Origin of the sequence: Bacillus cereus group sp. BfR-BA-01380, from assembly GCF_022663535.1 — a bacterium.
GTDB classification, from domain to species: domain Bacteria; phylum Bacillota; class Bacilli; order Bacillales; family Bacillaceae_G; genus Bacillus_A; species Bacillus_A cereus_BB.
Genome location: NZ_JAKUFS010000002.1, coordinates 103,378 through 116,824, shown reverse-complemented (window position 1 = coordinate 116,824; position 13,447 = coordinate 103,378). Strand labels below are relative to the sequence as shown.

Below are 13,447 nucleotides of genomic sequence, written 5' to 3'. Positions count from 1 at the left end.
TTGTACAAGTGTATGCTTGGACCTTTAAAATATGAATGGAAGTTGAGATGAGAGACTAACTTCATAACAACTGAAAGACAACGAAAAAAGACGCATCACGATGTATGATGCGTCTAATATGGTATCCACTGTAAATTTTTTGCACTTTCAAATCTTTTCTCTACATCACTCCAGTTGACAATATTCCACCAATTCTTAATATATTCTTCCTTTCGGTTTTGATACTGTAAATAATAGGCATGCTCCCATACATCAAGTACTAATAAAGGGATTGTATCCCACTGCGTAAATAATTGATGAAGTGTACTTTGTAAAATTTCTAATCGCCCGGAACGAGGTGCCCAAACGAGAATTGCCCACCCGGAACCTTCCACCTTCGCTGCCGCTTCTGTAAAATGTTTTTGAAAACGTAAAAAGCTCCCAAAATCCTTTTCGATTTCCCTCGATAAGTCTCCATGTGGGCTGCCACCACCATCTTTTTTCATATTGTTCCAAAAAATAGTGTGTAAATAATGTCCAGAACCATGGAAGGCTGCTTCTCTTTCCCAATGCTTTATTAAATCAAATTGATTTGTTTTTCGTGCTTCTGCCATCATCTTCTCTGCTTTATTCAATCCCTCTACATAACTACGATGATGCTTATCGTGGTGAAGCATCATAATTTCCCTTGAAATATAGGGCTCTAGCGCATTATACGGATACGGAAGTGGGGGTAAAGTATGTCCGCCAATCGGGACAGAAGCTCTTGCATAATTTCTTTCATATAATGCATATTGTTCTGAATCAAACATTAACACTTCTTGTAAGTAGTGTTGAATATGCTCGACATCATCACTAATTTCATAAACAAACTCTGCATCGTAATCATATTCATTTTCTTTAATCCGATCTAATAGCATTTGAATTTTATATGCAAGCATATGGACATCATACACTTCTGTTGCCCGGCTATCTAATACGTGGAGAACACTTTCGCACCAACTTTCAACTTCATGAAAGTAATCAGTGAACACTTCTTGCTGACTCATATGACACCTCCATCAATATATCCTTTTAAAATGTATTCAAAATTACGGGCGTATATGACGGTTCAAAAAGCAAAAGAAGCTAGGAGTTACCTAACTTCTTACAGTAGTTAATATTTTTGTATCATTTTCGTTTGATAGTCTGTCTCATAGTATTCTAACTCTTCACGCAACATTTGAAATTTCCCTTCTAACTCTTTCATCATTTGTTCAACGGAAAAAGGAGGTTGCTTTTGAAACGCAATTGAATTTTTTCCTGTATAAGCTGATCGACTATTTTCATACCAATGATCATTTTTGGGTGAAAAAAACTCGGCAATCACTTGATGATAGATTTTATATAGCGTTCTTTCCGCTGCATTTTTTCGAAACGGCTTATTATTCAGTAATACGCAGCAAGCATCTAAGCCTTCTTCACAAAATACAAGCAAGCGCCGAATGGAGGCTAACACTCCAGCAAAATACTGTTCATCGCCTTCTGGTGTTTCTTCTAATAATAAAGGTAACGTATAATTGTTCACATATTTTGTAATCACTTCAACTACTTCTCCCAAAAAAACAGTTACTTGCTGCGTTTGGTTTTCAACCATTAAATTGGACATACTAGTTTCTCCCCCCACCATTTGAACTGATTTTGAAAGTTGATTTTTCTGTTATGTATTTATTCTGAAGCAGTATCTTTACAAAATCTCTTACCACTATTATTGTTTCTTCATCAAAATATACGCAAAAGTCTTTTACCGTATTAGTATAAAAATCCTCTCTCACACTATCCCTATTTTTATCACATAACGACAGAATAACATCACGCAAATATATGTTTTGATTTTCGATTTTAAAAACAAATTTCCTTCAAAAGAAGTAAATTCTTTCAAAAAATCTTCAAAATAAAGTGGAATTTCTCAGATTTTTAAGTTTAGAGTCTTACCGTCCATTAATAGCGGCACAAAACATGCAGTGCCTTTTCTATTCTGCTTGTATATTAGTGGTGAAATGTAGATAGTTTGATGATGTGTTTGATTACATTTTTAATTGTAGCCATTGTAACCTGTTAAACTCATCTGCTCTCCATTGCCTCGAATTTAGCAATTTATGAATAGAGAATGTTTACAAATATAAAGATTACAACTAAATTTTCAAAGAATTTTTCTTTTTATTTTTATTGAAGTTTGTCATAATAAAAATATTGTCTCAGTTTTCTTATACAAGGAGAGTTGTCTTTATGTCGTTTTCATGGAAACGTATATTACAAATCGGAAAATTTATTTTTCCCTTTGTTGTATTAACAATTGTGTTTTTTCAAGCACGCAAAGAACTATCTGGTATTTCATTTCGAGAAGCAGTTGAAACGATTAAAAACATTCCATCCGGTGGATTTTTCTTAGCTGTTATACTCGGCGCATTTGCTGTTGCTACAATGTTCTTTTATGATTTTGTTATGCTGCGGCATTTACAAGCAGATATACCAGTTAAAAAGATTTTTCGTATTTCTTGGACTGCTAATACATTCAATGGATTTATAGGATTTGGTGGTCTTGTTGGCGCAGGTATACGTACAATGTTATATCGTCCTTATGTACAAGAAAATGGTAAACTTATTCGAAGTATTGCCTGGATGACAACAGCTTTTATTAATGGACTAGCATTATTATCTTTTCTCGGCCTTATTGGCCTATTAGATACAAGATTTATTTTACATGAAAAACCTTGGCTATGGCCTGTTTTGATCTTTTTTGCTCTTTTTGTTCCATTATACATAGGTATTTCCAAAATGAAAAATCGCAAACAAAGCAAAGAAGAACAACAAGTAGAAAAAAATCCTACTGTCCTCTACTCACTTGTTTCATTGGTAGAGTGGGTATCAGCGGGTATAGTAATGTATATCATCTTACTTCTATTCGGAATTGACATAGATCTCCATAAGTTTTTTGGTGTATATGTCATTGCAGCTTTGGCTGGCGTTGTAAGCCTTGTACCAGGAGGCCTTGGTTCCTTCGATCTTGTTTTCTTATCAGGGATCGGACAATACGGAGTAGATACAGGTGTCTTACTCCCTGCTATGTTATTATACCGCCTTGTATATTATATTTTACCCTTTGGGCTCGGTTTAATTTTTGCAGCTTTTGAAATGACAGGTGCTGCTTTAAAGAAATTTGAAGATAATCCGTTCATTGCACCCGCCCTTGAAACAACCGGAGTCATTTGGTCGTTGCAACGTGATTTTCTTGGAAAACTAGGTTCTTGGGCATCTGCTGCATTAACAATTTTCGCAGGACTCATGGTGATTTTTTCCACCATTTTCCCAACAAGTATTGAACGCGCTCATGCGCTGCATATTTTAGTTCCTAAACACCTTGTACAAATTTCCTTTAGTTTATCACTAACATTTGGTATTTTACTCGTTATTTTATCACACGGCATTTATCATGGAACGAAACGCTCCTATTATATGACAATTGTATCTCTAATCGGAGCCGCGATTTTCAATACACTAAAAGGAATTGATTTAGAAGAAACCTTTATCTTACTCATTGTACTTACTGTACTATATATGATTCGCAAACGATTTGTTCGGGAAAAAATGTCGATTTCATTCTCAGATGTAGTAAAGGTTTGTCTCTTTTTACTTATTACATTGTATCTTTACAAAAAACTTGGGGTACAATTTGCGGAAGCCAAAGAAGTGTTTAAACCTGATTTTGTTGTTCGTAATATTAAACAAGTACAACGTAGTGCAATTGCAGCAGCTTTTTTTGTACCAAGTTTTCTACTAATTGGTTCTATTATCGCTAATCGCTACCGAAATAAATTTCCCGGGCAACCACCCAATATGACACGACTGCAGCACTTTTTAGATGAACACGGTGGAAACGTGTTAAGTCACCTTGGTTTTTTAGGAGATAAACAATTCTTTTTCAGTAGCGACGGAAAAGCAATGATTCAGTTTTCACCTGCAGGTAAACGTCTTATTGTACTCGGTGATCCAATCGGACAACCTTCTTCTTTTCGTAAAGTTTTAGAAGAATTTCTAACAGAAGCGGATCGTTTCGGCTATATTTGCGTATTTTATCAAATTGAAAGTAAATGGATGAGTTTATATCATGATTTTGGTTATAACTTCTTCAAACTTGGTGAAGAGGCAGTTGTCGATTTGAATGATTTCACAATTTCAGGAAAAAAACGAGCTGGATTGCGTGCAACTTTCAACCGTTTCGAGCGAGAAGGTTATACTTTTGCGATTCACGAACCGCCATTTACAGATGAATTGTATGATGAGCTAAAAAAGGTATCAGATGCATGGCTTGGGGGAAAAAAAGAGAAAAGCTTCTCTCTTGGTTATTTTGATCGTGATTATATAAACCGTGCGCCCATTGCAACACTTTCTGATGCTGATGGTAAAATCATTGCCTTTACAACATTTATGCCTGTATACCAAGATGGTAAATTATCTGTTGATTTGATGCGTTATTATCCTAATGCACCAGGCGGCATTATGGATGCTATATTCATTCATTTATTCCAATGGGCAAAAGAAAATGGCTATCACTGCTTTAATATTGGAATGGCCCCACTTTCTAATGTTGGGTTATCAGCACAATCCTTTTGGTCAGAGCGCGTTGCAGCAGCCATTTTTAATAATGTTCGTTACACATATAGCTTTAGCGGCCTGCGACATTTCAAAGAAAAATATAAACCAACATGGAGCGGGAAATATTTAGTATTTCGTAAAAATCATTCCTTACCAATTACGATGCTCGCTGTAACAAAATTAATCGGAAAACGAAAAGACAGCTAAAACTTAGCTGTCTTTTCGTTTCTGAACTTGTAATGTAAACTGTTCTTCATATTTCTTTCCGTTTATGTAAAAAGTACCCCATATTTTATAAATCCCTTCACTCGGAAACGTAACACGAAATTGTAATTGTTCCTCAGCATTATTAGGAACAACGTATAGAAAATGCTGTTTTCTCTCATCCACTATACGCAATTCAGTACGTTCTCCTGTATTTGAGCGAAACTTTAGATTTTGGCCTTTTCCTATTTGAAATTGAAACGTTAATGTTTCTTCTTCATTCGGATGTAACGTACGAAATAAAAGCGATGTTTTGTAAGGACCAATGTCTTTCGTTAATACCGTATCCGTAGCAATTGGATTTTGTTTTTTTTCGACCACTTTATTTCCTACTATTATATTTTTTTCAGCAAACTGTTTTGTTGTATCTCCTGTTTCCTCATATAGGAAAATTGTATATTCTCCCTCTTTTTTAAACTGATGAGTAGCTTTGTAAGAACCCTTGCCCACAAAATTTGGGCTCACTTGATATGATTGTGTTAACTGCTTGTCCACAATAAACATTCGAATATGGTCGTTTACACCGCGAATTTCAGCCCCTTTTTTATTTTGTAATTCAAATGTAATATTCGCGATTTCATTTACATCCATATCATGCAGTTGCCACTTTACTTGTTGTATCTGTCCTGTTGTTTCTTCACTGTTTTTATATTTTTTCATATAAAATCCTCCAAGAACAATAAGAAGCAAAGCGATAACTCCTATAATAACATTTTTCATGAAATCCCCTATCTATTTTTTAATAAATTGTAACATAATTCAGATTATTACACGTACAAAAACATCTATTAGAGCACAATTATTTTATGTTGTCTGAAGCAAATAATAGACACTCTCTACGAATGAATACTCCCCCACTGATTATCAGCCCTCACCAATCGGGCTTTTACGGGCAGTTTATCTCCTACCTAACTTCTTAAGAAAAGCGGAAGCGGCTCGTTCAGAATCGCAGGACGCCCACGCCCCTGACAGAGAGGCGCTTTTTGCCTCGTCCGAGGGGGCGAAACGGCCGGAGATTCTAGCCGCTAGAGCTGGACAACAAAGAAATGTGGAAGTGGCTCGCCCAGAATGTGAGGGGGATGGAGCTTCTGACGTAGAGGTGTTTTTTACCTCGTAGGAAGAAGCGAAGCCACCGAACATTCTAGCCACTGGAACTGGACAATGCTTTCGCTGAATTTTGAGGTGGGAGTATTACTGCCCACAAATAGCAGGATAAATACAAATTGAAAAAACGACTTTCTTTTTGGGTGGACAAGAGCATCTGGCCATGCATAGACGTGGTCAGCGCTTTTTGCTGCCGCATGCAAAGGTAAAAACAATGGAAGAAAGCGAGTGCAATGAATTATAAAATGAAACTTCCATCAGAAATATTTTCTCTCCCCCGAATCTTGAGACGGGATATTATTTCTCCGAATAGCTAAATAAACAGAAATACACTATTGTAAACGCTCTACTTCGTGTATACTACAAAGTGAAGTAGATATTTAGTAATATCGATTGCTACATAACAAGGAGGATTTTATATGAGCGTACACATTGGAGCAAAAGAAGGCGAAATTGCAGAATCTATTTTATTACCTGGAGATCCTTTACGTGCAAAGTATATTGCAGAAAATTTTTTAGAAGATGTAACATGCTACAACAATGTGCGTGGTATGCTAGGATTTACAGGAACATATAAAGGAAAACGCGTCTCTGTTCAAGGTACAGGCATGGGAGTTCCTTCTATTTCTATTTACGTAAACGAACTAATTCAAAGCTATGGGGTAAAGAATTTAATTCGTGTTGGAACATGCGGTGCAATTCAAAAAGACGTAAAAGTACGTGATGTTATTATTGCAATGACTACATGTACAGACTCTAACATGAATCGTTTAACATTCCCTGGATTTGATTTTGCGCCTTGTGCAAACTTTGATTTATTGAAGAAAGCATACGATGCTGGCATCGAAAAAGGGTTACACATCCGCGTTGGTAACGTACTAACAGCCGATGTATTTTACCGCGAAAGCATGGATATGGTTAAAAAACTTGGCGACTACGGTGTATTAGCTGTTGAAATGGAAACAACTGCACTATATACATTAGCTGCAAAATACGGTGTAAATGCATTGTCTGTCTTAACAGTAAGTGACCATATCTTTACTGGTGAAGAAACAACTGCCGAAGAACGTCAAACAACATTTAATGAAATGATTGAAATCGCATTAGATGCAGCAATCCAATCATAAATCCGATAAGAACTTGTCATACGTCTGGCAAGTTCTTTTTTATCCCTCTACTATATACATCTATTTTCATTTTTTGACATCTTTGTCTAGCTCTGCCTCCTAAGCCCTCATGTCTAAGAACCTTGCACATGGTAGAAAATGCCTTGACTAATTCTATGCATGGCCAGATGCTCCCGTTCTCCCTAGAAATATACTCACTTTATATGACTTTTTGAAATAAACTATCTCAGCATGCGACAGATTTTCTCTCCTACTATATTTATTCGTTTGCTATAATAAAGTGACGATTATGGAAATTACAGCTTATGAGGTGAAAAAGTGAAAAAAAGAAGTATTGTGTTTAAGCTTTTCTTATTAACATCAGCGTTATTTACTGCTACATTTTTACTCTTTTTCCTTGGACAATCACTGTTTTTAGAGAAATTTTACATTAATAAAAAAGTTCATACGGTCCAGACTAATTTCGAAAAATTTGTAAACAAATATGATAAAAGCAATGGATCCTTCGAAGAGCTTTCAAAGTTAAAACAAGAGTTTTATGAAAAAACAAACGCTGAACTCGTCCTATTAGATCGCAATGGTATTATTAAGGATGATAAAAATTATCACATTGAAATTGTTGATAAATACAATCATACACTTTTTATTCCATTGAATAATACTTTCACAATTCCTGACTATTCTTCGTTTATCAACTTAGGATTAAAGATTTCTGATCCGATCAGTGTACAAGGTATCTTAAAAAACAATATGATTATTCCTGTTACAATTACGACTGCTGATAATAAAACATGGCAAAATAATAATATCATTTCAGATTTGAAACTATTTGGCATCCAACTTACAGATACCAAAAAAAACCTATATACAAAAGATTTTAGTAATAGTGTTAACAAATTTGATGGTACTATATCAAAATTGCATATTCCTTCTCCAAACGATATTCGTCTTGCAAATAAAGATACATTAATGCAAGGCATCCAACATTGGGAGCTTTCTGTCGCATTAGGAAAAACGAATGCGAATGAAATGACGACATATACATTGGGCGGAGAAAACGACATTAAAAGTCAGATTTTTGTTAAACCCGTTATCAAAAATGGAGAAATAAAAGAATTTGCATTTGCAATGACATCATTGCAGCCCGTTAATGAGGCTATGCTTGTTTTGAAAGATTATTATGTCTATGCGTTAATTATCGTCTTTATTGTCATTATTTTATTATCGTTCTATTACTCAAAAATCATTGCAAACCCGCTTATTAAAATGAATCGTGTTACAAAAAAAATGGCAAACTTTGATTTCTCTGAAAAGCTCCCTATCTCAACAGAGGATGAAATAGGAAGTCTATCAAGTAGTATTAACTCTCTTTCTGTAAATTTAAAGGACCGAATTGATAAATTACATGTAGCAAATACAAAACTACAACAGGATATTGAAAAAGAACGACAACTAGAAAAAACAAGAAAAGAATTTATCTCTGGCGTATCACATGAATTAAAAACACCATTAAGTGTCATCCGAAGTTTCGCTGAAGGCATTAAAGATGGCGTAAGTAAAGACACTACGTATTATACTGACGTTATTTTAGAAGAGACTGATAATATGAACCGCCTTATTGTCGAAATGCTAGAACTTGCAAAACTTGAGTCTGGCACATATAAATTAGAATTGGAAAAGTTTTCGATAGGAGAGTTGATTCAACAAGTATATACAAAGCTATTATTTAGCATCGAAGAAAAAAATTTACAGGTAGAGCTTGCATTTGATTCCACTATTTATGTACAAGCAAATCGAAATCGTATTGAACAAGTTGTCGTCAATTTATTAAGCAATGCGATTCGGTATACACCAGCTGGCGAACAAGTGAAAGTATCTGTCAGTGAGTATGAAGAAACCGTAAAAGTGGAAATTGAAAATAATGGTGCACCGATTCCCGAGGAAAGTTTAGATAAAATATGGGATCGCTTCTATCGAATAGATGCATCACGTAGCCGTCATACGGGCGGAACTGGTCTTGGACTATCCATCGTAAAAAATATCTTAGAATTGCATCATACTAATTATGGTGTTTATAATAAAGAAAATGGCGTTGTCTTTTACTTTCATTTGCCAAAAGTGGAAGTAATCAAATAATTTGTCCTAATTTCACGAAGATTTCACATGAAATTCACACACTTCCTTTACAGTAATAACTAGTTAATCCTTTCCTTTACACATATAAAAGAGGAGAGTGCGTGAAATGAAACAAGTAGGACAACCAATTCAAAATGAAAAACAATTAGAAAAAATCAAAAGTATACTGATGCAGTCATCAAAGCGTGATGCTTTATTATTCGTATTAGCTGTGAATTCCGGATTAAAAGTTAGTGAAATATTGCAGTTAAAAGTTGGCGATGTTATCGATGAAAATGAGCATGTTCGTCATTCTATTTTGTTCTATAATGACAAAATGAAAAAGCACAAATGGTTCGCTGTAAATGAAGAATTGCAACATACAATCGAACAATATATGAAAGAACGAAAAGTATGGAAGCGAAATGAACCATTATTAAAATCTCAAAAAGGAACAAAATCTATTACGAGACAGCATGCTTGGTACATTTTAAATAAAGCGGCAAAAGAAGTTGGTTTAGAAGGGATTAGCTCGCATACACTTCGCAAAACGTGGGGATATTGTGCTTATAAATCTGGTGTAGATATTGCATTTTTACAACACTTTTTTGATCATAGTACCCCATCCAAAACTTTAAAATACATCGGTATCGCTTAACTATACTTGCTGTAAAAATCGTAAAAGAAGGTAGCTATTTTGAAAATAGTTACCTTCTTTTTATATACATATAGATTAAAATAGTCATTTAAAAACCCTTTTCTTTTTGGTGGGCAAGAGCATCTGGCCATACACGGGAGCGGTCAGGGCCCATTCCTGCCACATGCAAAATTTAAAAGCGGATACAGATTATGTTGATTACGCAATAACGGACAATACGACTCCCATCTCAAGATTCAAAGAAAAGAAGATAGATGGAGATAACTGTTCCTAAATAGCCTGATTGGCGAGAGCTTTCCACCAGTAGGAGAAGCCCCCAACTGATGGAGGCTTAGGAGGCAGAGCTAGACAAAGATGTTGAAAAATGAAAATGGATTTATATAATTTCTGTAACACCTTATATATCTTTCTCTTTTCTTGTTTCTCTCCTCTTCTAGTGATACTCTAATAGTAGGGGGGAGAAATATGGACACATTAACAATTGAATTACCGAAAGAAACATTGGAAAAGCTAAGTTTATTACAACAAGCTTACAAAAAGAAAACAGGTGCTGTCGTTACCGAAAGTACACTTATTCAATCTCTTATTTCAAGAGAATTTATTCAAGAAGTTACACCATTTGATTTACAGCAATACGTACAACAAAAAGAACTGCGATAAGTTTCTAATGACAGAAAAACTCTCACTTTCAAGATAAGTGGGAGTTTTTCTGTCTTTTAAAGTAAGTCTTTGCAAGTGTACATGGTCGATTGCCAATCTTATCTTTTTATAAACCTTAATTTTTTAAGATAAAATCTAGAAAAACTATTGACAATGATAATGATAACCATTATCATTTATTACGAAGCCAACAATTGATGAATCAACCAAATGCTCAGTAACATTGTTACCCCTCTTTTTTCATAAAGAAAAACATTGTACATTCCCCCTGTTTGTACAGTGTTTTTCTTTTTATTTTGATTATGAATAGATGAAACTCTTTCGTTAATATTTCACTTCATTCAAATAAATTTAGTTGTTCAGGCTTAAGTTTCCCGTACGTAATGCCAAGCATGTCCATTAGCTGTTTCGCATTATCCGCTGCATCTCCGCCAGAGTTATTATTAAATAGAAGATAAACTTCCTTTGTTTTCAATTCTTTTATCCTTTCTACCCATTCTTCTAACTCTTGTTTGTTATAGCGATATAAACAGCGAACTGCTCGCCAATTCTCTCCAGTATTCAGCCAGCCATGTACATTGCGTCCGTGAAATCGAACTAAGGTCATTTGCTCATGCGTGGCTTCTAGCACAATTGGAATAGAGCCAATTCCTGCTTGCGGTTCATCACAAATCGTATGAATCCAACCTTCTTGCTTCATAAATTGTAATGTTTGATTACGAAATTGTGGATAAAACCAAGTTTGATTACGAAACTCCAATGAACATGGGATATCTCTCATTTTTTCTTTCGTATAACGTAATAAGTCTACATTTTTCTTTTGACAATCAAACCAAGGCGGATACTGAAATAAAACCATTTTTAGCTTACTAGCTTTTTGAAGAGGAGTGATTGACTCTTTAAATGCGTGAAACATATCGTCAATATTTGCAAAAGGAATTTCTCCGCGCATATGGCCTGTCATTCCTTGATAAGCCTTCACAATAAACGAAAAATTTGATGGTGTTTCTAAAGCCCATTTCTCATAATTTCTTACAGGCTGCATAGCATAAAAAGAACTATCCACTTCTACAATTGGAAAATAGTCACTATATGTTTGTAGTTTATGCTTCATTTCATATGCATCCTTATATAAAGAGTCGTGATCCCCCCATCCTGTTAACCCAATAGAAATCATCTGAACACCCTCCGCTATCTACCTTTAAATCTTAAAAACATATTATAATATATTGGAAAAAAATAAAATGAAAGCGTTGTTTCATTTATGAACAATTCATTATACGTTTACACTCTTTACAAATTCCATTGTATCTTATAGCTTCTTATTAACCATATTAACCCTAGGTGCTTTCTCTATATACATCCATTTTAATTTTTCAACTTATAAGGCACTGCTATACAGAACACCACATGACCTACACTTGCTTTCTCCTTTTGTTTTAAATTTTGCATGTGGTAGGAATAGGCTCTGACCGTTTCCATGCGCGGCCAGATGCTCTCGTCCCCCCTAAAAAGAAAGAGGGTTTTACTTCGTTTTTCAATTTGTATTTATATATACAAAAAACTGTCCATCTTTACTTTTCTTTACCTAAGCTTAACGTTTATTTAATGCTCATTTTGTATAATTCATAATGAAAGAACTTATACGAAAAGAGGGTGAATGCTGATGAAAGTATTATCATCTGTCCGCTTTTGGATTATTCTCATGTCATGTATAATATTATGTTTTGCACTCTTTTTAATTGGAGAATACAATAAATCGAAAGCAGAATCAAATGACGATACCGTTCCTTATCACATCCTATATATAAACGAAAATCACATACCACTAACGCAAACTAGACAAAAAGAAAAAATTGTTCTAAAGGGAATGGTGATTACTGATGCCACTTCCTATAATCAATTAGAAACAATTGCAAAACAAATCAAAGAAAAATATGCACATGCAAACCTCGACTCTATTGAACTAACAGTCCATAACAAAAATAATGGCCAATACGATGATCTTGCTTATGAACCTATTGCCAAAGGTAATATTGTCATCTCTTATACAACATTAGCTAAAACCGAGCGCAGTGTGCATACAAATATAAATATTCAACTCAACAAGCACTCTTAATCTAATAGAGTGCTTGTTTTTTTATGTATACGCACATTTTTTATAAATTAGTCAAGTATCCTAGGTCTTGTCCTGTAAAGATGAATATCATATAACGACAAATGATTTAAAGAGAAATAATTTCCATTAAGGAGGAACTATGTATGATGTATCCATATAATCAGTCGTACTATTCTCGAAATTCGATGAGAAATTTTAAAAATTTAATTGGCACAAACGTAAGTGTTAATTTAGGGGGTCCAGAAAAAGGAGAGGGAACATTATTAAAAGTTCAAAGTGATTTTTGTGTAGTACAATCTGACGATGGTGTTGTTTACTATCCGTTACATCATATTAATGGCTTTGCCGAGCAATATGAAGATGAATCTGAAGAATCTGATGATAATGAACAAAACGACAATCAAAATAATCAAAATAACCAAAATGAAGACCCTATCATTGTAAGCGGAAACCGTTTTGGTAGTGTTATTAACCGGCTAAAAGGAGAAACAATTCAATTGAATCAAGGTCCGAAGAAAATAGAAGGGACTGTTGTCGGCCGTACTAGTAGTCATATTCTGCTAGAGGTTGATGGTCAGGTTACGTATGTACCATCGTTCCATGTTCAAAGTATGCGCTGGAACTATAACAACAATGATAATGATAACAATAACGACAACAATAACAACAATGAGAATAACAACAATGCTAATAACAATGATGATAATGAAACACGTAACCAAGATCGTGATAGAGATGAGCGGAAAAGAAAGAAATGTAAACGATGCAAAAAACGTCGTGACTAAA

11 protein-coding genes are annotated in these 13,447 nt (G+C 34.7%); 7 read left to right on the top strand and 4 right to left on the bottom strand.

Features of this window, described 5'->3' with window-relative positions:
* Positions 1–113: 113 nt before the first annotated feature.
* Together MR076_RS02385 and MR076_RS02380 are read right to left on the bottom strand one after the other, a co-directional pair.
* Complete coding sequence (locus MR076_RS02385) at positions 114–1,028, bottom strand: superoxide dismutase (protein WP_242217217.1); 915 nt, start codon at positions 1,026–1,028, stop codon at positions 114–116.
* A 107-nt stretch (positions 1,029–1,135) separates the two neighbouring features.
* Positions 1,136–1,627 carry a DUF3907 family protein gene (locus tag MR076_RS02380; RefSeq protein WP_242217215.1) on the bottom strand — a complete coding sequence of 164 codons (492 nt, stop codon included), beginning with the start codon at positions 1,625–1,627 and terminating at the stop codon, positions 1,136–1,138.
* 620 nt (positions 1,628–2,247) lie between these two features.
* On the opposite strand from MR076_RS02380, the gene mprF reads away from it, so the two are divergent.
* Positions 2,248–4,821 (top strand): bifunctional lysylphosphatidylglycerol flippase/synthetase MprF, encoded by a 2,574-nt coding sequence (gene mprF / locus MR076_RS02375; RefSeq protein WP_242217213.1) that lies wholly within the window; start codon positions 2,248–2,250, stop codon positions 4,819–4,821.
* Between the two features lie 3 nt (positions 4,822–4,824).
* Here the strand turns inward: mprF and MR076_RS02370 are convergent, their stop codons facing one another.
* The gene (locus tag MR076_RS02370) at positions 4,825–5,598 is read right to left on the bottom strand and encodes a hypothetical protein (RefSeq protein ID WP_242217211.1); all 774 of its coding nucleotides are present in this window, start codon (positions 5,596–5,598) and stop codon (positions 4,825–4,827) included.
* An 803-nt stretch (positions 5,599–6,401) separates the two neighbouring features.
* Here MR076_RS02370 and deoD point away from each other — a divergent pair.
* The 4 genes from deoD (at position 6,402) to MR076_RS02350 (ending at position 10,542) form a co-directional block, all read left to right on the top strand.
* Positions 6,402–7,109, top strand: coding sequence for a purine-nucleoside phosphorylase (gene deoD, locus MR076_RS02365; protein ID WP_242217210.1), 708 nt, complete (start codon positions 6,402–6,404; stop codon positions 7,107–7,109).
* A 318-nt stretch (positions 7,110–7,427) separates the two neighbouring features.
* Positions 7,428–9,245, top strand: coding sequence for a HAMP domain-containing sensor histidine kinase (locus MR076_RS02360; protein ID WP_242217208.1), 1,818 nt, complete (start codon positions 7,428–7,430; stop codon positions 9,243–9,245).
* A gap of 106 nt (positions 9,246–9,351) precedes the next feature.
* Positions 9,352–9,882, top strand: coding sequence for a tyrosine-type recombinase/integrase (locus tag MR076_RS02355; RefSeq protein ID WP_242217206.1), 531 nt, complete (start codon positions 9,352–9,354; stop codon positions 9,880–9,882).
* A gap of 465 nt (positions 9,883–10,347) precedes the next feature.
* The gene (locus MR076_RS02350; RefSeq protein ID WP_242217204.1) at positions 10,348–10,542 is read left to right on the top strand and encodes a DUF3924 family protein; all 195 of its coding nucleotides are present in this window, start codon (positions 10,348–10,350) and stop codon (positions 10,540–10,542) included.
* Between the two features lie 337 nt (positions 10,543–10,879).
* Here MR076_RS02350 and MR076_RS02345 read toward each other — a convergent pair whose 3' ends face one another.
* Positions 10,880–11,719: a DUF72 domain-containing protein gene (locus MR076_RS02345; RefSeq protein ID WP_242217202.1), complete on the bottom strand. Its 840-nt coding sequence runs from the start codon at positions 11,717–11,719 to the stop codon at positions 10,880–10,882.
* A gap of 489 nt (positions 11,720–12,208) precedes the next feature.
* Between MR076_RS02345 and MR076_RS02340 the strand changes: the two genes are divergently transcribed.
* Together MR076_RS02340 and MR076_RS02335 are read left to right on the top strand one after the other, a co-directional pair.
* Positions 12,209–12,661 (top strand): hypothetical protein, encoded by a 453-nt coding sequence (locus MR076_RS02340; protein WP_242217200.1) that lies wholly within the window; start codon positions 12,209–12,211, stop codon positions 12,659–12,661.
* A 143-nt stretch (positions 12,662–12,804) separates the two neighbouring features.
* A complete protein-coding gene (locus MR076_RS02335; RefSeq protein WP_242217198.1) occupies positions 12,805–13,446 on the top strand; it encodes a hypothetical protein in 642 nt (213 codons plus the stop codon).
* Position 13,447 lies beyond the last annotated feature (1 nt).